Consider the following 18,739-nt stretch of genomic DNA (forward strand, 5'->3'; position numbering starts at 1 on the left):
GCTTATCCGAACCGCCCGTTGACGTAGTCGTAGGTGCGCTCGTCCTGCGGTTCGGTGAACATCGCCTCGGTGTCGCCGTGTTCCACGATCGCCCCGGGCGTGCCCTGCGACGCGAGGAAGAACGCGCACTGCTGCGACACGCGCTGCGCCTGCTGCATGTTGTGCGTGACGATCACGATCGTCACCTCTTTCTGCAGCTCGCCCATCGTCTCTTCGATGACGCGCGTCGAGGTGGGGTCGAGCGCCGAGCACGGCTCGTCCATCAACAGCACCTTCGGTTTGATGGCGAGCGACCGCGCGATGCACAGACGCTGCTGCTGACCGCCCGAGAGGCCGCCGCCCGGCGCGCGCAAGCGGTCCTTGACCTCCTTCCAGAGTCCTGCGCTGGTGAGGGAGCGCTCGACGAGCTCGTCCTTCTCATCACGCGATACGCGCAGCCCCGTGAGCTTGAGACCCGCGATGACGTTGTCGTAGATCGACATCGCCGGGAAAGGGTTCGGCTTCTGGAACACCATGCCGATGTGTTTCCGGGCGTCCTGCAACTTCTTCTTGCGGTCGTAGATGTCGTCGCCGTCCAGGCGCACCTCGCCGGCGAGCGAGGCCGAGGGCACGAGCTCGTGCATGCGGTTGAGGATGCGCAGGAAGGTCGATTTGCCGCATCCCGACGGTCCGATCAGCGCCGTCACGTGACCGGCGGGCATGTCGAGCGAGACCCGCTCGAGCACCTTGTGCGAACCGAACCACGCCGAGATGTCGCGCGCCTCGAGAGACGAGAGCGGATGCTGCGGGGCCAGAGCATGCTCCCACGCCTGCGCGATCTCGGCGTCGGCCTCGCGCACCGTCTCGGGTGCGGCAGCCGGGAGCACCGTCGCCTGGTCGCGGTCGTCGGTCACGACCGGGAGCGCCGTGGTGACGTCGTCCATGGGCACGCGCGCGGCGATGAGCTGCGCCTCGGCCGCGACGATCGAGCCGTTCTCCCGGCGGGTGCGCGCCTCGGGGGCGGGGTGGACGGTGGTGATGTCGTCGGGTTCAGTCATTCTTGTCGGCAATCGTTCGAGCGGTCAGAGGAGATTGGGAAGGGCGGTCATCACGAGGTCGCTCGTGATCACGCCGAGTGCCACGAGCACCGGCACACCGACGACCCAGGCGTGCCAGCGCCCCCACGAACGCCAGAGCCACCACACGCCGATGGCGGCGGCGGCGAAGAAGACGAACGAGAAGAACGCGGCGAACCAGCCCTCGTCGTTCTGGCCCATCGCACGCTCGTCGGGCGGGAGCGCGGGGTAGCTCATCACCCGCGAGGGTGTCTGCTGCGCGGTCGAGACGAGCTCGGCGTCGACGTGCAGCACCCCCGAGGGGAAGAGCGCGAGCCCGTCCGCGGTCTGCAGTTCGAGCCGCCCTTCGCCACGGCCGAGCGGCTGCGGCATCGGGTCGCCCGCGCGTCGCAGACTGATCACGCGGAAGGTGTTCGCGCCCTGCCCCGTGGTGACGGTGATCTCGTCGCCGGGGACGAGACGGTTGATCTGGGCGAACGGACCGCCGTAGGCGAGCTGGCGGCCGAGCACGACGGCGGTGCCGGCCTGCCCCGGCATGACGCTGTCACGGCGATGGCCGATGCCCGAGCGCAGCACGTCCGAGTCGGAGCCCTCGAGCACGACCTCGGAGAGTCCGATCGCGGGAGCTTCCAGAAGGGCGACCGGCACACCGACGGCTGTCATCTCGTCCTCGCCGACGAGCTGGCCCACGGGGGTCTCGGCTTTCGCGAGCCCGGTGCGCAGTTCGTCGTAGGCGAGGGTCTGTGCGCGGTGGTGCTGCGCGGCCGAGAGCGCGGCGACGTGGACGACGAACGAGAGCAGCAGCAGCGAGACCGTGAGGACCACCGCCCCCGCCCACCACCGCCCGTCGCGGGGAGCCTTCGGCCGCGGTCCGGGGAGGGGCAGGCGCGACCGAGCCGGCCGGGCCGCGCGCGGTGGGCGGGTCGGCGTCGAGGGGCCGCGCGGAGCGCGAGGAGTCCGCGCCCGGCGGATCACCTCCGTCACCGCGCCGCTCCCCCGCTCGAGCGTCGGGCGCGGCGAACCGTCGTGCCGCGACGGCGGTGCCGTGGTCGCGTGGATCTCTGTGACGGCCGACACCGTCTGCTCCGCCGTGTCGACGCTCACGCGAGCACCGCCTCGGTCGACGCGGGCGCGCGCATCACGCGCACCGCCCACCAGGTGCCGATCGCAAGGACGATCAGACCGAGGCCGCCGCCCACCCACCACAGCCACACCGGCACGCCCTGCACGCCGGTGGCTCCCGCGGCGTTCGCGACACCGACCAGCAGCTGGGCGGTCGACGTCGACCCGCACCACCCGGTGAACTGCACGGTGTGCGAGCCCGCGAGGGTTTCGGCCGATACCGCGAACTGGGCCACCACCGCCCCGGTCGCGTCCGCCGCGAACGTGCCGATCAGCACCGGCTCGCCGAAGAACACCAGCTGCACCTGCTCCTCGGCACCGAAGCCCGATGCGATCGCGGTGACCGTGTCTCCGGCGGAGTACACCTCCTTGTCGACGGATGCGTCGCCCCCACCCGTCACCGGAGCGGTCGGTACGACCGGCTCCTTCGGCACGCACGCGGCGGGAGCCGGGGCCGCGGGCTCGGTCGCGGGAGCGCCGGCGCCTCCCGCCTGGGCGCCGGTGCCACCGGCCGCCCCTCCGGTGGCACCCGTGCCGGCGCTTGCGGCCGGAGGTGCCTGCGGCGGGATCGGCGGGTAAGACATGGGCGGGGCGGGGGTGGGAGCCGGAACCGACACGGCCACATCGCTCGTGGCGGGGGCGTTCGTCGCCGTCGGGGCGGCGACGGCGACGCCGAGACCGCCGGCCCAGCTCACCACGGCGATCACGGCGACAGCTGCCGCCGCGAGGAGACGCCGGAGGCTCATCGCACGGCCTCGCTCTCGAGTGCGGGCGACGAGTCGTGGCCGTCGGGGTGGCGGGACACGACGGATCTCGCGCGTTCCTCGGCGCGGATCTGCTCTTCGTAGTCGGCGAGATCCTCGGCGAGCAACCGCCGCGACCGGCGACGAACCGTGATGACGACGGAGAGGACGACCCCCAGCGCGAGAAGGATCGCCAGCAGCATCCAGGGCACCGCCCACGCCACGGTCGACGCGGTCACAGCCGCGGGGAGCGGGTCGGTCGCGGCTACGCCTCCGGCCGGGATCGGGGTGAGCGTGATCTCGCTCGAGAGGAGGAACAGGGGCGCGACGCCCGGCATCTCGGCCTCGACGTGAGCCGTGCCGCCCGGCACGATGTTCTGCACCGCAGGCAGGGTGAACGACCCCAGGGCGATACCGAAGGGACCCACGAGAGCGACCTCGGGCTGTACCGAGATGCGCGTGTTGCCGAGGTTGCTGATGTCGAAACCGGTACGCGCCGTGCCGCCCCCGACGGGGTTCAGCGAGGGTTCGTAGCCCGCGACGGCGCCCTGCACGCCCATGCCGGGCGAGAGCGGGCCGTCGACACGCAGGTAGATGCGCGTGCCGACGCGCTGCTCGACGGCGACGGCGGCGCCTTCCCCCACTGCTGCGTCGGCGACGTACGACGCCACGATGCCGGCGGCGTGGTCGCCCGGCGTGGCGTCGACCGGGACGGTGAGGGTGAACGGGATGTCGGCGCGGGCGCCGGGATCGAGGGTCACCGTGATGCCGACCGTGGCCGCACAGGCGCGCTCGGCGTCGTCGTCGGTATCGGGGCATGCGGCGGAAGCACCGTCGACCGAGGTCCAGGAGCCCGCACGCGTGGAGGTCTCGTCGGCGTTGACGAGGGTGAACGCGGCGGTGTCGTAGTCGGTGACGGCATCGGCGGCGTAGACGCGGAGGGTCGCGGCCACCGGCGAGTAGTTGGTCACGGCGACCCAGTCGCTGACGACGGTGCCGGGTGCCACCTGGTACGAGAGCTCGGAGCGTCCATCGGGCCCGGACGGCGTCGAGGGCTGCACGCCCCATGACATGTCGCCCTCGGCGGCCACGGCGGTGGGGGTCGCGGCGCCGAACAGCGCCGCGGCGATGGCGGCGGCGGCGAGCAGGGCGAGCGCGGAGCGTGATCGAGAGGTCATGCGAGCTTTCATGTCGAGTGTCGGGTCGGAAGAAGAGTGAGGATGCGGGCGACTCCCCCTGGTGCCCGAGCCTGCCGAAGGGCCCGAGGGAGTCGCCCGCGCGGGGTCAGATCAGCGTCAGCGTGAGCGTCGCCTTGTAGCTGCCCGCCGGTGCCGTTGCGGGCACCTTGAGCTCGAGCTCGGCGTTGACGGTGGTCGTCACGTTCTTGTCGGCCGACGCCGCGCCCGACGCGAGGGTCTGGCTGGTCGCCAGACTCTGTGCCGCACCGCCCGCTTCGCCCGCGCCCGATACCTTCATGGGGGTCCACGAAAGGGCCGAGGGGGCGATCTTGTCGCTGCCGCTGACGAACTCCGACGACGAGCCGCCGAGCGTCCATGCGCTCTTCGTCGCGTCACGACGGTCATCTTTCACCGTCACGTCGCCGAGCGGGCCCTTCGCCGACCAGACCTGGTTGTCGGCCCGCACGCCGCCGGCGAGCGTGACCGCACCCGGCTTGGTCGAGATGGCGAGGCCGGTGGGGCCGGAGTCCTCGAGAGTGGGAACGTTGACCGTCACGTCGGGAGTCGCGGTGTCGACGGGCGGCACGGCCGGGAGCGTCGTCACGGCGACGGCCGTCGAGGTGGAGGCCTCGTGCGTCGCGTCGCCCGAATAGGTGGCCGTGAAGCTGTAGTCCGTCGCGCCGGTCAGACCCGACACCGAGTAGGTCGCCGCGCCGTTCGTCACCGTCACCGGCTGACCGATCTGCGTGCCGCCCTGTCGGAAGGTGACCGTGCCGGAAGCCGCTGCCGGCGCCACGGTCGCGGTGATCGTCGTAGACGTCTCCGTCGTGCCCGACGCTGCCAGCGTCGTCGTGGTGGCCGTCTTCTCGACGGGCGTGGTGGGCGCCGGGACGACCTTCCACGAGTCAGCGGTCCTGTCGACCTCGAGGTAGGTCACGAAGTACTTCGACGTGCCGATCGGTTGCCCGTTCGGAATGAAGCCGCCGTCGGCGTTGGGCGCGTCGCACGTGATGACCAAGGCATTGATCCCGGTCGGGAAGGTGGTCTCGTCGAGGTTGGTGAAGTCGGCGGCGCGGTTGCCGGTCAGCTTGATGGCGTTGCCCTGCAGACCCCAGGCGGCGGCGTTCATGTTGGTGCGGGCGATGGCGATCTCGGTCTCGACCCCGGTCGGCGACACCATGAAGGTGCGCGACGAGCGCCGGAAGCCCTCCGGGCACCCGGTGCTGATGTCGATCTGCGCGGGCGCGTACTTCACTGCGGCGGTCCCGCCGGATTCGCCGGACCGCGCCTCGGGGCTGAGGGTGAGGGTGTAGGTGCCGCCGGCGATCTCGTTATCTGTGATCAGTTCGGCGGCCGAGGCGGGCGAGGCGATCGTGATCGCCAGCGCGGCCGCCAGGGAAGCGACGAGGCCCGCCGCGAGTGCGGACCGGACGGAGTGCTTTTTCATGGTGAGGGGTCTTACCTTTCGGGTAGTGGTGCTACTGGACGCGGAGGAGTTGTCCGCGTTGCGAGGAATGGTCTGCGGGTGTCTCGCTCGCCACGCCGTCGTGGCGAGATGCGTGTCTTCAGCCGGGGCCCGGTGGTACCCGCCGCGAGCGGGCGGGTACCACCGGTGAGCGTCACGCGATCGCGTCGTGTGGCGCTCGTGGTTGCGCTCAGTTCACGCGGTAGGAGGTGGTGTCTCCGGGCTCGTACGTGACGCCGTTCACGGTGACGCCACCGGCGAGGTCACCGAACCCGAAGTCGGTGATGACCAGGGCCGAGGAGCTGCCGGGGCGCGTCGCGGTGTACGCCTTCGCGGTGTCGCCCTGGAAAGCCGAAGCGAGCTCGGCGTTCGTGGCCAGTTCCGCGTACTCGACGACGGTGAACACCGGGCGAGCGATCGGGAACGCCGTGTTCAGCGCGTCCGAGACCACCGGAGCGATCCCGTTGACCTGCCCGAGCACCGCACCCTCACGACGATCGGAAACCGAGACCCCGTACTCGCTCTGGAGCACCGAGCTGTTGCCCTGAGCGACGTACTGCGCGATCGAGAACGGCACGATCGCGTTGGTCACGGTGGTGGTGATGGTTCCGTCGTGCTCCTGAACCGTGTTCGCGTTGTCGCTCACGATCGATCCGAACGAGCCGCCGACCGTGGTCTGCCAGAACGAGCGGGTGCCCGATCCGGACTGCGGGATGAACGGGACGATCTGCGCACCCGAGGCCTGGTTGCCGACGGTGTAGACGGCATTGGTCGAGGTCTCGAGCGTCGTCGTGGCGTTGCGCGTGTAGATGTTGCGCAGCGTCAGGTCGAGGATGCCGTCACCGTCGGTGTCCTGACCGGTCGACGTTCCCAGCGGGATGTTGCTCGGGGCAGCACCCGCGGGGTTCTTCGCGTAGGTCACCGCGTCGAGCGCCAGCGGGATGTACGAGTAGCGCCCGTTCGGGACGAAGCTCGCGGCACTGGAGGAACGAGCGAACTGCACGTCGGTCGGGCTGAGCGTGACGCCGCCGAAGGCCGTGCTCGTCTTCGCCGCCTTGAGAGCAGCGACACCGTTCCCGGAACCGTTCGGACGGTTGAACGTCGGGCCCGTCGCCTTGGTCTTGATCGTCGCCGAGCCGGTCGCGTTGTACGACCCGAGAGCGAGCGCGGTACCGGCGTTGTCGAGGATCACCGACGACAGACCGTTGTTGAGGTCCTGGGTCGTGTCGGAGCCCACTCCGGCGAGCGCACGGTAGGTCGGCGCACCGCTCGGATCGGCGACGGCGGCACCCGCCGCACCGAAGCTGCCCAGCGCGATCGCGGCAGCCGAAACGGCCGCGACGACACCGAAGCGACGCTTGTTGTTGATTTGCATCTCAGATTCTCCTTGGGATATGGTTTCCCTCTGTTATGCCCATGCGGGCTCTGGCTCCTCACCACTGACTTCCACGTTCTTGGTGAGGGGCCATTTCCGTTCGAGGAGGGTGCTCGAGCGAATTCTGTGGTCCGGTTCAGCGCACGATCGGGCACACATTCCGGATGGTCTTGAGCCACGACGTCATCGGTCCGCAACCCTTCGGCGAAGAAGGAAGGGCGACGCGACCACCCCGACGAGCCCGGCCACGAGGGCGCCGCCGAGCGCCGCGGGCGAGCCGGGCGCATCGGCGGTCGCAGCTGTCGCCTCGACCGCGAGCGACGAGACGGTCGTCTGCGCGTCCGCACCGACCGGCTGCCCGGGGTTCGGCACGGCCACCGCACCTGCGGGCGCACCGGCAGCCGGAGCCGCAGCGACACCCCCGGCGGGATCGGCGGGGGGCGGCCCCCCTCGGTCCAGACGCAAGAGTTCACTCACGGTGCGGGTTCGCGCGACCTGCGTGTCGGTCAGCGGAACGAAACCCGCGGGAAGGAGCCCGGGTTGTTCGCCCCGCGCGTTGCCCTCCGTCGTCACGAAGTCGAGCAGCTGTGCCAGCCTCTCGCGAACGTCGGGTTCGGGTGCGCGATCTCCGAGATCGGTGACCCCGTAGAGGGTGAAGGTGAGCGGGTAAGCCCCCTCGGGCAACGCTCCGAGATCGAGCTGTTCCGCGCCCTCCCCGTCTTGCGAGCTGATCGCCTCGGCGGCCGCGCCGAGCGACGCATCGTTGAGGGGAACGAACTGACGCGCCGTCGCGAGATCGCCCTTTCCGGTCGTCGTCCCGAGAGGGATGGCCAGCTGGGCGCTGTCGAGCTTGTAGTCGGCCGCGGTGGCGGCATCTGCGGGCCCAAGGGCGAACCGGCCGTTGATGTCGGTTTGGGGAACCGCCGGAATGAACGCTCCCTTGTCCTGCGGCGTCAGCACCTTGTTGGGATCCCATTCGTTCGTGTAGCGGGTATCTCCGCGGAAGATCCGGCCCGCGTTCGCGGCGAAACTGCCGGAATAGGGCAACATCGTCAGCGAGTCCAGCCGCCGCCCTCCCCACGCGGTCGCCTTCGACGGATCCTGCGGCGACACTGTCTGGTCCGCTCGGACGATCCCATCGATCGGGTTCGATGCGAGGTCGGTGCTGAACCCCGACTCGATCGCACGAGGATGCCCGGCCGGGAGGTAGTAGGGATTTATCGTGTTGCCCCACGGGTCGGGTTCGCCGCGCAGGAAGGCGACCGCATCGGCGTCGGCCTGGATGTACCGCCACAGCTGCGTGAGCGCGTCGTCGCCGAATGGGCCCACAGCCAGGAAGACACCGGACAACAACTGGAAGCGCGCCTCAGGGTTGAGCGCGAGAAACTCCGGGTCGTCGATCAGCGCGTGGGGCATGGTCGACCACGCCGGCTGTGCGGCCTCCTCGCTACCGGCGATATTCGCGACATCGGTCTTATACGACTGCGTGAGCATCTTCGCGATCAGCCGAGGCGTCAGCTTGAGGTCGCGGATCTGTCGCCCGCTCGCCGTCGACGCGACGTACGAGATAGACAGTGCCGTATTCGCCATCGGCGCGTAGACCAGACGCGCATCGTCGAGCAAGCCCGCCTGCTCGACACCGACGGAGCTCGGCCGGAAGGCCTCGGCGACCACGGTGAGGTCGGCCTGCCCGTTGAGCAGCTGTGCGCGAGCGAGGTCGCTCGAGTTGGTCACCATGCCGTACACCGTGCCGGTGGCGGGGCACAGCCGCTGCTGCCATGACGACATCGCGCCGGAGAGGAACTCGCTGCCGACGACGGTCTGCTCCGCCCCGCCCGCCGCGCACCCCCCACGCAGGTCGCCGAAGTCGAGCGGAACGACGACCCTGTCCGACCAGAACGAGCACGAGGGAATCACCGGGCTCCCGATCTGGAAGAGGGTCTGCTGACCATAGGGCTTTCCCCCACGGGCCGCGGTCGCGCAATCCCCCTGCGAGCTGGGGCTGAGTTCACCCGAGTGGGTACCGCGGGGAACCACGACCAACCAGCAGCGTTCCCCCGCCCCCTTCTCTGCGATGGGCCTGCCGCACCCGAGATACGGTTGCGAAACGGCTGTCTGCACCTCGAACCCGGTCGTCGTCGCCGAATTCGACGCGATGCGCACGAAGGGCTTCTCGTTCGCGTTGCTCGCGGCATAGAACTTCGCCGTCCCCGACGTCCACGACCCATCCACCATCTCCGCCGCAGAGGCGGCACCGGTCGCGGTGCGAAACGGAATCTCGATCTCCGAGTACCCGAACCCCGTGAGATTGCTGTACTGCCCGCGCGTGTTCGCCCCTGTTCCGAGCGCCTTCCTGATGGTCTGATCCGCCCGCGCATCGCCGGAGGTCTGAGACCACGACCCGAACTGGCACGTCTCGGCGAAGTCGGCGGCGAGAGGATCAGGACCCCAGCACTGGAACATCTGGAGGTAGTTGCTCGCGCTCCCCTCCCAGGTCTGTGACGAGGTCGGCGCCATCCCTGTCGCGGTGACCTCGATGACCTCGTCAACGAGACCCTGCGTCTTCGACACCGAGATCTTCAGATCCTTGAAGTCGTCCCAGTGCCCCGAGCCGGCGTCGTTGCCGCTCGCGTCGGTGAGGAGCTTCTCGTGATCGACCTGGAACTTCTGCAGCTCGGGATCGTTGCCCCCGCGCCAGGCGACGGTCACCGCGGAGCTCGCATCGTCGGCGGCCTCGGCGGAGGATGCCGGAAGCGTGACAAAACCGATGGCCGACACCGACGCCACCACGGCGCTGATGGCCAAGAGGCGCACACCGATGGCGCGGCGACCGCGACAAGTAAGGAAGGGCAGGTTCACGGGTCAGTCCTTCAGCGTGCGGGCGAACCGCGGGTCGGGTGGACGAGGAGGGCCGTTCGAGAGCGCCGCCCCAGCAGGGGCGGCAGCACGGCCGCGAGCAGCAGCCCCATACCCGCACCGGTGACCGCGATGGCGGGGAGCACCCCGGGGTGCGAAACGGCGAGGTCTTGGGGGGTACCCGCGAGCACCGTGCTCGCGGCGACCGAATCGACCACGGCCTCGCCGGTCGCCCCGGGATCGGCGATGGCCGCAGCATCCACCGCACCTGCCGAGTCCGACGCACCGGCGCCCGCCGATCCGCTCGACGCACCGCCTGCCCCCGACTCGCCCGTCTTCGACGCCGCGGTGGAGATCTCGCGAGCGCCTCCCGTGCCCGTGAGGCACTGCGGAACCCCGAATCGATCGCAGTCCTGGGGCATCGGTGCGCGCGTTGCCAGGGCGTTGCCGCGCGGGTCGTTCGGGTCGAGGGTGGGGTTGTTGCAGCTCGCGATCGCGAAGTTGGTCTTGGCGGGGTCTCCTCCGGGCACCTGTGTGATCTGCTGTTGCGCACCGAGCACGAGGTTCACAGGAAGCGGACTGTAGCCCAGCGCTTCGGCCTGCTGCTGTCCCTCGCAGAGGAAGTACGAGCCGAAGTCGGCGAGAGTGAGTCCCTTGTCCTGGGTGAAGTTCGACTCCTCCTTCGTGGGAAGGATGATGTAGCTGTAGCTCGATAGCGGATAGCTCCGCGCGTCGACGTTCGTGTAGACGTTCGTGAGGTCTTGCGTGAGGAAGTTCTGCGAGGTGCTGTCCTCGTTGATGCGCGCCTGCAGCAGCGCGACCGCGACATTCGATGCCGTCGGCTCGGTGTAGAACCCCGCGTCGTTCAACATCTTCACGACGGGGAACTTGGAGTTGAGCGCGTACGAGTACTCGACGAAGGTGATCGAGCCCACGGCGGCAGCCTGCGCGACGTATCCGGCTACCCCGTTGGCACCCGCTTTGGAGACGAATCCGCTGCCCGGGACCGTGGGGTAGTTGCTCGTGATGCCGCAGTGACCGTTGACGAACGGGCGCCCCACCTTGCCGCAGTACGCGTCCCAGAGACCGGTCTGCTCCTGGCGCATCCACGTGCTGAACTGCGCACTGGTGCCCGAGCCGTCCGATCGTACGACGGGCACGATCGGCGTCGCGGGCAGCGAGAGCGAAGGGTTGTCGACGACGATGGCGGGGTCGTTCCAGGTGGTGATGACGCCCGTGAAGATCTTCGCGATGTTCTCCCCGGACAGCCGGAGGTTGGTGACCCGTTTGCCCGCGATCTGCAGGTTGTACATGAAGGCCGTGCCTCCGGCGACGATCGGCATGTACCGGAACCCACGGGTCGGCGGGGAATCGGCCTCGTTGCTGTTGGCGATCCCGTAGGGGATCTCGCTGACGCCGAAGTCTGCCGTGCCGTTGGCGAAGTCGTTGCGACCCTGCGTAGATCCCGACTCGGAGTACGTGATCTTCCACTGGTAGTTGTTGAAGACGTTGCGGATCCACTGCTGGAGCGCATTCGCCGACCACGTGGAGCCCGAGCCGACGATGTTCGCATGAATCGAACCGACCGCCTGTGCCGGTGTGAGGGTGCCGAAGACGCCGAGCACGATCAGAACGAGACCGAGGGATGCGGCGACCGCGCGGGCGCGGCTCAGGCGGCGGATCATCGCTCCTCCCCGTTCGTCGGCCGGGTGGAGTCGCCGGACCCTTCGACACGCCCGGGGATCGACCGGACGGGATCGGCACCCGGCGGGTCGACCGCGGCAACCGACCGACGAGCCGCGTCTTTCGAGAGGAAGCGCTGGGCGTCGCGGGCCGAAGCCGCGAGCGCGCGGGCACGTCCGCGGGGCGAGAGGACGCCCGCCCCTCGCCCGCCGATGATGCGGGCGAGCAGGAAGAGCACGAAGACCAGCACCATCAGAACGGCTGCCGCACCGAACCCCCGCGCGATCTGCGTCGCCTCGGGGCTCTTGACGAGGGTGAACGTCGCGAACGGCAACGACACCATCGGGCCCGAGAACGGGTTGAAGTTGTAGAACGTCGTGTACCCGGCGGTGAGCAGCACGGGCGAGGTCTCGCCGATGCCGCGGGCCGTGCCGAGCACGATCGCGGTCATGAGGCCCGACTTCGACGTCGGCAGCACGACGTGCCAGATCGTCGCCCACTGCGAGGCGCCCGTCGCCAGCGACGCCTCCTTCAACGTCTGCGGCACGAGGCGCAGCACGACGTCGGCGGAGCGGATGATGATCGGCAGGATCATGATCGTGATCGCGAGCGACGCGGCGAAGCCCGACTTGTCGAAGCCGAACATCAGGATGTACGTCGCGTAGATGAACAGGCCGCAGACGATCGAGGGCAGCGCCGTCATCGCCTCGCAGACCGTCCGCACGATCCGGGTGAAGGGCGAGGGGAACTCCGCCAGGCACACCGCCGTGAGAAGCCCGAGCGGGATCGCTATGGCGAGCGCGATCGAGATCATGATGAGCGTGCCGACGGCGGCGTGCAGCATCCCGCCGACGTTCAGCGGGTCGAGGGGGCCGGCGAGCGAGAGGTCCTGCACCCAGAAGTTCGGCTGCAGGAAAGCGTCGGAACCCCGGAAGAGGGTGAAGACCACCACGACCGCCAGGGCGAGCATGAGCACGACGGCACCGGAGTGGATGAGCACCGCCACCACGCGGTCGCGGATCGTGATCTTGTCGTCGTCGAAGCTGATGAGCACGACGAAGAAGCCGACGAACAGCGCGTAGGCGATCAGGACGAAGGGCAGCGCACCCTCGAAGGGCAGGATCTGCGTCGACAGCCAGGTGGCTGCCCCGATCGCCGCGACGGCGGCGCCGACCACCCGGAGGATGTCGTCGCGGCGCACCTTCGAGAGGTTGCGACGCTCCTCGGGGCGCGCCGAGTGCGGGATGCGGCCGCGGCCCGGCACCTGCGTGCGGGTGATGTGGCCCGCGAGCGAGGCGCGTCGGTGCGTACGCCCGCGCGGGTCGCCGGTGACGGTGATCTGGTCTGTCATATCGGTGCTCAACTCGAGGCCCCCGAACGGGAGCGCTGAATGATGAAGCCCGCGACGAAGTTCACGAGCATGGTGATGAGGAACAGCACGAGGCCGGCGGCCATGAGCCCCGAGAGTTCGAACTGGGATGCTTCGCCGTAGCGCAGGGCGATAAGCGACGAGATGGAGTTCGTACCCGTCGACAGGACGTGCCAGTTGATGACGAAGATCGGGCTGATCACGAGGTAGACGGCGATGGTCTCACCGAGCGCGCGGCCGAGCCCGAGCATGGTGCCTCCGATGATGCCGCCGAGCCCGAAGGGGTAGACGACCGTGCGGATCATGCCCCACTTGCTCGACCCGAGCGCCAGCGCCCCCTCGCGTTCGCTGATGGGCGCCTGGCTGAACACCTCCCGCATGATCGACGCGGCGATGGGGGCGACCATCATCGACACGACGAGGCCGGCGAGGAAGGCCGACGCGGTGAAGACCGTCGGCGTAGCCAGCGGGTTGTCGGGGTCGAACTGCGGTACCGAGAAGATCGGGATCCAGCCGAGATGGGTGGAGATCCATTGCGAGACGGGGAGGATGCTGCCCTCCAGCCAGAACATGCCCCACAGCCCGTACACGACCGAGGGGATCGCCGCCATCAGATCGACGATGCCGATGAGGAAGCGGCGGATGCCCTCGGGGGCGTACTCGGAGATGTAGGTCGCCGTCGCCAGCGCGAGAGGCACGGCGACCGAGATCGCGATGAGCGCGATCGTGACCGTGCCGAAGAGCACGGCCGCGATGCCGAAGCGCCCGGAGTTGGGCTCCCAGTCCTGCTCGGTGAGGAACGCCGGCCCGGCCGCGGCGATGGCCTCCGCGCCGCGGACGGCGAGGAAGACCCCGACGAGGGTCATGATCGCCAGCACCACGACTCCCCCGCCGTGCGCGCCGACCCGGAAGATGTTGTCGGTCAGCCCGCGAACCTGGGGCAGGCTCCGAGGGCGATCCGTGTCGCCGGGACGCTCCGAGCGCGTCGGCTGCGGGTCGTCACCGTCGACCGGCGCATCGATCCCCAGATCGCGCAGCGCGTCGGCCTCGGCGATCACCCCACCCGTGAGGGGCGTGGCGGGATCGCGGGGAGTTTCTGGCACGGGCGAGTCACCAATCACATTCGAGAAGGAAGGGGTGCGATCCGGAGATTCCGTCGCGACAGCACAAGCATGCTCACCGTCGAGAGCTCGCCCAAGACGCGCCGAGGAAACGGTCAAGGCCGAATTCGAGGCGGTTCGGTGAACGTTTGCGTCGGGGGTAAGGATCGGCGATCAGCACACATATGTGCCGATCTGCGAACCCTTACCCGCGCGATGACCCCGGTTTCCGGGCGCGGCGAAGCGTGCGTTCCGACTCCGGGCCGGCCCTCGCGTGAGCGTCAGTCGGTGCGGGTGGGCGGCGTCAGACCGACGCTCGTGCACACCTCACCGGCCGCGACCCCGCCGAGAAGCGGGAACGCGGCGAGCGAACGGTCGGTGCGCTGGCACAGCACGAACTCGGGCGCGGTCACGTGCTCGACGCCGTCGACGAGCCCGTGCTTCCACAGCTCGCCGCACGCGGAGAGCGCGGCGGCGGTGCGGTCGTCGACCGCATCGGCATTCGAGCGCACGGCCGTCGCGAACGCGGCGTCCGTGTCGACGGCGGCGTAGCAGTCCACCCACCGTTCCTGCACCTCTTGCGGGGCGACCACGATCCACGCGGCGAGCCCGAGCACCGCGACGCCTCCGCCGACGGCGCCGGCGATCACGAACCCGCGACGGCGGCGGCGTCGGGCGTCGATCCGGCGGGAAAGCCAGGTCTGCATCGCGGCGCGACGCTCCGGGCTGAGGCGGGGGTCATCGCTCATCGCTCATCACCGAACCGATCGCGGATGCGCGCCCGCACGCGATGCAGGCGCTTGCCGACGGAGGGAACGGAGATCTCGAGCGACGCGGCGGTCTCCTCGTAGCTTCGGCCTTCGACGAGAACGGCCCGGTACACGTGCTGATCGAGAACCGGCATGCCTGCGATCTCGTCCTCCACCTGAGCGAGCAGCTGCTGATCGCGAGCCCGCTGCGCCGTGCGCGTTTCGAGCATGCTAGCCGCTGCATCATCAAGTCCCTCTACCGATGGCCTGCGCTGCAGGCTCCGTTTCTTGTTCGCCACGAGGTTGCGGCACGTGAGCATCAACCACGCCTCCGCCGAGCCTGCGACCATACGCACCTTCGATGCCTTGCGCCACGCCGTCTCGAAAACGTGCTGCGCGACTTCCTGCGCTTCGTCCTCGTCTGCGAGCTCATCGAGCGCGGCAGCGAAGACCACCTCGGCGTGCCGATGGTAGAACTCCCAGAACGCGTGCTCATTGCGACGCGACGAGGCATCGAGCAACTCGCGGTCGCTGCGCCGCTCGGTTTCCCCCACCACGAGGTGAGTGTAGACCGGCGCGGAACGCATCTCGGACGCGGCGCCGCGCCCATGACCGGGGTGACGCTCGGCGGGCGCAGCGGCTCGAAGATCCGGTGATTTCGCACTTCTCTATATGTGCGCGCAGCCCGGTTCCTTACCCTCCGCAGTGAACGTCCATCGAGACGTCATCCGCGGGAGAAAACCTTCAGCAGACGGTCGACCGCCATGACTTTCGAGCGGGAGGTTCGTCGCGGTTGACTGCGGCCGTGACTATCACTCGCCGCATCACCGCCCTCACCGCCATCGCCGTGGGAGCGCTCAGCCTCTTCCCGATCTCGACCGCCCAGGCGGCCGAACCGACCCCGTCGTGCTGGTACAACGTCGACAACGACACGATGGGATGCTTCGACGCCTCCCTCGACCCGCACGAGCAGATCGAACGTGCCACCGGCACACAGCTCGTCGCCGTACCCACCGGGGCGCAGAGCCGTTCCGCGGCGACCGCTGCCGCGAGCGCCGCGACGTATCTGCTCGCGACCGGGTGGGACGCCACCGGACGGACGGGGGCGAGCGTCAGCTATTTCACGACGAATCCGGCGATCTGCACCGGCCTGATCCACAGCTTCCCCAACCTCGGCACGTGGAGCAACCGGTTCGAATCGTTCGAGGCGTACAACGGCTGCGAGGGATACCTCTTCGACGGTGTCAACTACGGCGGCACCGAGTTCGGCCCCCTCACGGTGTCCAACAATCTCGGAACGTTCAGCAACCGCGCCGAGTCGATGAGCATCGAGGGATGACGCGTCAGAGCTCGTTCGCTCGAACCTCGCGCACCTGGCCGTCGATTCGTATCGTGAGGACGGCGTCCGCCGGTGCAACCGGGGCGTTCGCTCGACAGTAGAGCGCACCCGCTTCCCACTGTGCGCCGCTTCCTCCGAGTCCGAGCACCCGCACCTTCGCGGTGCCGTTGTCGGGGAGCGCACTCCACGTCCACTCGCCCGTGTCCTCCGAGTAGGCGAGGTCTGCGAGCGTGAAGTCGAGCGAGGGCTCGGGTGCCGCGTGTTCGGTCCACGGACCGCACGCGGCATCCGCGCCCCACGGGGCGCACGCGCGGATGCGGAACGTCACCGTCTCCCCGAAGGCCCCGCCGGTGAGTTCGCGCGGCACGGCCGTTTCGGAGAAGACCCCGGTCGATCCTGTCGCCGCCCCGGCAGCATCCAGCCTCTCCACCTCGTAGCGGGGGGCTTGTCCGGGCGAGACGCGATAGTCCCATCGCGTACCGATCCACGCCATCTCGCCGCGGAGGTCTCCCACGGCACCGGGCACCGGCGTCGGTCGCACCTCGATCGGCGCCGATGAGACGCACGCGCCGTCGGTGTAGCCGGTCACGACGAAGCGGTAGCCGCCGTCCGGCGGCCTCTCCCCTCCGTAGAGCGTCGACGTGCCGGTGGTCGCGCGCACCTCGCCGCCGGCCACCGTCGCTCGCCCCTGGTCGATCGCGCACGTCCCCGCCTCGTCGCCGGGAGCCAATCGCTGCACGAGGTATCCGAGCACACCCGATCCGGCCGAGGTGAACGGCTGCCACGATACGGCGATCGTGCCCGCGCTCTCGTCGACCGTCGCCTCGACATCGCCGGCGCTCAGCACGGTGGGGCCCTCGGCGGCAAGCGGCCGCGGCTCGGACCGGACCGCAGCATCCGTCACCGTGCTCCCCGCGTCGGGCGCGGGGCGCTGCGGATCGGGCGCGAGGACGTCGCCCGCACGGGGCGGCGACGCCTCGTCGAGTACCCCCGTCTTCGGGCTCGGTCCCGAGAGGTCTACCTCGTCGGAGTCGTGACCGCCCGTCCAGACGAACGGTCGCGAGCCGTCGGGCGTGATCGCCCAGGTGTGACCGGTCGCCGCGTCGTTCGCGATGACCGTGTGCCCGTCGGTGCGAAGTCGCGGGCGCGCTTCGGGAGCGGGTGACCACGGCTCGGCATGACCCACGGTTGCCGGCCGAGCCGTCTGCGCGCACCCGACCGCGAGCGTGTGCGACTCCCACGCGCCGTAGACGCAGTCGCCCAGCCGGAGGGGGCGCACCGGCGACTCCCCGTCGACGCGCACGAGAGACCTCACCCGATCGATGGATGCTTCGACCAGCCCGTCGTCGGCGGCGACCAACGTCACGCTCGTGCCGTCGGCGGACGATGCCGTCGCGGGTGCCGATTCGATGGTCGGCGAGAGCGTCGTCTCGAGGGCGAGCTCGCCCGAATCGCCGGGGAGGTCGACGACACCGTCGTCGGTGATCACGCGTCTCGCCGCGCGGTCGAGCACGCTCCAGCCGCCGGCGCCGACCGAGACCTGCACCGGGTCGGACGCCGACCCTCGGAACGGGGTGAAACCCGCTCGGCGGTGGGCACCGTCGTGGTCGATCTCGTAGAGAGCTCCGTCGCGCGGCGATGCCACGTAGAGCCGGCCTTCTTCGCCCACCGCCGCGCTCGCGCCCGTACCGAAAGAGAACGCCGGCGGCGCGTCGGCGTCGAAGCGCCCGACGTCTCCGACGGGCATGATCCAGACGTCGCCGGCACGGGGCGTGAGCACGACCGCGTCCAGGAGGGGGTCGACCGGCTCTCTCTGATCGACCATCGCCAACGTCACCTGCGCATCGCGCGCGGGCAGGCGCACCTCGTCGCTGCGCGTCAGGGCAGCGGCGTCGACGACGGAGGCGACCGAACGCGTCCGGTCGATGACGACAGCGGTGTTCGACGACTGCACGATCTCGACGTCCCCGGCCGCCAGCTCCATCGTGGCGTCGACCGTTCCGGTACGCGGGTCGGCTCGACCGAGCAGACCCGCGCTCTCGTCGACGACCCAGATGCCGGCTGCGGGCTGATGATCGGTCACTCGCGACGGGCGGTCATACGACAGCGCGACGACACCCCCCACGAGCGCGGCGATGGTTCCTATCGCCACCGCCGTGGAAGCCCAACGCCCCACGGCATACCGGTGCTCCACCCAGGCCTCCCCCGCGCCGCGCTTGCGTCCGGTTCGGCGCTGTGCGCACCCCGCGGTCGAGCCGGACGGCGGTACTGTACCTCACCGATGTGACCGGCTGCATGCGTGTCGTCCGGCCCCGTGCACCCTCGGCGCGGACGCGCGGTGAGGCCCTACTTCCAGGCGGTGACGCCGTCGGGATCGGGCGGCAGCAGCGCGGCGACGGGAACCCCGAGCACGCCGGCCAGCGCGACGAGGGTGCGAAGGCGCGGGTTCGCGGGCGTGCCGGGGTTCGACTCGCCCTTCTCGAGCTTGCGGTACGAGAACGCGGCGATCCCGGCGGCGTAGGCGACCTGCTCCTGAGACAGTCCCCGCGTGGCCCGCGCACGCGCGAGCGCGACGCCCAGCGCCGCCGTGTACTGCTCCCAGGCCTGGTTCGGGTCGTCATGCATGCTTCGAGACTGACGCACATTACATGCGTGCATGCACAGGTTTACATGCTGAGAGATGCGTGATCCATCGAAGGATGCTG

15 protein-coding genes are annotated in these 18,739 nt (G+C 69.6%); 1 reads left to right on the forward strand and 14 read right to left on the reverse strand.

The features are described 5' to 3' along the window. Positions 1 to 2: 2 nt before the first annotated feature. The 12 genes from pstB to ABTU82_RS04945 form a co-directional block, all read right to left on the reverse strand. Positions 3 to 923: a phosphate ABC transporter ATP-binding protein PstB gene (gene pstB / locus ABTU82_RS04890; protein ID WP_407173293.1), complete on the reverse strand. Its 921-nt coding sequence runs from the start codon at positions 921 to 923 to the stop codon at positions 3 to 5. A gap of 138 nt (positions 924 to 1,061) precedes the next feature. Then, the gene (locus tag ABTU82_RS04895) at positions 1,062 to 2,159 is read right to left on the reverse strand and encodes a sortase (RefSeq protein ID WP_407172094.1); all 1,098 of its coding nucleotides are present in this window, start codon (positions 2,157 to 2,159) and stop codon (positions 1,062 to 1,064) included. After that, positions 2,156 to 2,923, reverse strand: a complete 768-nt coding sequence (locus ABTU82_RS04900; protein ID WP_407172096.1) for a hypothetical protein — start codon at positions 2,921 to 2,923, stop codon at positions 2,156 to 2,158. Before ABTU82_RS04900 ends, ABTU82_RS04895 begins: the two co-directional genes overlap by 4 nt. Continuing rightward, positions 2,920 to 4,098, reverse strand: a complete 1,179-nt coding sequence (locus ABTU82_RS04905) for a hypothetical protein (protein ID WP_407172098.1) — start codon at positions 4,096 to 4,098, stop codon at positions 2,920 to 2,922. The genes ABTU82_RS04900 and ABTU82_RS04905 overlap by 4 nt, the downstream gene beginning before the upstream one ends. A gap of 106 nt (positions 4,099 to 4,204) precedes the next feature. Beyond that, a complete protein-coding gene (locus tag ABTU82_RS04910; RefSeq protein ID WP_407172100.1) occupies positions 4,205 to 5,545 on the reverse strand; it encodes an Ig-like domain-containing protein in 1,341 nt (446 codons plus the stop codon). 208 nt (positions 5,546 to 5,753) lie between these two features. Next, on the reverse strand, positions 5,754 to 6,938 hold the full coding sequence (locus tag ABTU82_RS04915; RefSeq protein ID WP_116648590.1) for a type 2 periplasmic-binding domain-containing protein: 1,185 nt from the start codon (positions 6,936 to 6,938) through the stop codon (positions 5,754 to 5,756). A 183-nt stretch (positions 6,939 to 7,121) separates the two neighbouring features. After that, entirely contained in the window at positions 7,122 to 9,797 is a 2,676-nt protein-coding gene (locus ABTU82_RS04920) for a hypothetical protein (RefSeq protein WP_407172103.1), read from the reverse strand. Between the two features lie 11 nt (positions 9,798 to 9,808). Next, positions 9,809 to 11,479 carry a phosphate ABC transporter substrate-binding protein PstS gene (locus tag ABTU82_RS04925; RefSeq protein ID WP_407172104.1) on the reverse strand — a complete coding sequence of 557 codons (1,671 nt, stop codon included), beginning with the start codon at positions 11,477 to 11,479 and terminating at the stop codon, positions 9,809 to 9,811. Next, positions 11,476 to 12,828, reverse strand: coding sequence for a phosphate ABC transporter permease PstA (pstA, locus tag ABTU82_RS04930; RefSeq protein ID WP_407172106.1), 1,353 nt, complete (start codon positions 12,826 to 12,828; stop codon positions 11,476 to 11,478). The genes ABTU82_RS04925 and pstA overlap by 4 nt, the downstream gene beginning before the upstream one ends. An 8-nt stretch (positions 12,829 to 12,836) precedes the next feature. After that, on the reverse strand, positions 12,837 to 13,949 hold the full coding sequence (gene pstC / locus ABTU82_RS04935) for a phosphate ABC transporter permease subunit PstC (RefSeq protein WP_240606961.1): 1,113 nt from the start codon (positions 13,947 to 13,949) through the stop codon (positions 12,837 to 12,839). A 278-nt stretch (positions 13,950 to 14,227) separates the two neighbouring features. Further along, complete coding sequence (locus ABTU82_RS04940; RefSeq protein ID WP_407172108.1) at positions 14,228 to 14,695, reverse strand: hypothetical protein; 468 nt, start codon at positions 14,693 to 14,695, stop codon at positions 14,228 to 14,230. Next, positions 14,692 to 15,252 carry an RNA polymerase sigma factor gene (locus ABTU82_RS04945; RefSeq protein WP_407172110.1) on the reverse strand — a complete coding sequence of 187 codons (561 nt, stop codon included), beginning with the start codon at positions 15,250 to 15,252 and terminating at the stop codon, positions 14,692 to 14,694. Before ABTU82_RS04945 ends, ABTU82_RS04940 begins: the two co-directional genes overlap by 4 nt. Positions 15,253 to 15,500: 248 nt before the next feature. On the opposite strand from ABTU82_RS04945, the gene ABTU82_RS04950 reads away from it, so the two are divergent. Beyond that, positions 15,501 to 16,034, forward strand: a complete 534-nt coding sequence (locus ABTU82_RS04950; RefSeq protein WP_116648585.1) for a hypothetical protein — start codon at positions 15,501 to 15,503, stop codon at positions 16,032 to 16,034. 4 nt (positions 16,035 to 16,038) lie between these two features. On the opposite strand, the gene ABTU82_RS04955 is transcribed toward ABTU82_RS04950, so the two are convergent. Next, positions 16,039 to 18,228, reverse strand: coding sequence for a hypothetical protein (locus tag ABTU82_RS04955; protein WP_407172112.1), 2,190 nt, complete (start codon positions 18,226 to 18,228; stop codon positions 16,039 to 16,041). A gap of 152 nt (positions 18,229 to 18,380) precedes the next feature. Next, positions 18,381 to 18,659, reverse strand: coding sequence for a helix-turn-helix domain-containing protein (locus ABTU82_RS04960; RefSeq protein ID WP_116648583.1), 279 nt, complete (start codon positions 18,657 to 18,659; stop codon positions 18,381 to 18,383). Between the last annotated feature and the right edge of the window lie 80 nt (positions 18,660 to 18,739).

The organism is Microbacterium deferens (genome assembly GCF_045517775.1).
GTDB lineage: Bacteria > Actinomycetota > Actinomycetes > Actinomycetales > Microbacteriaceae > Microbacterium.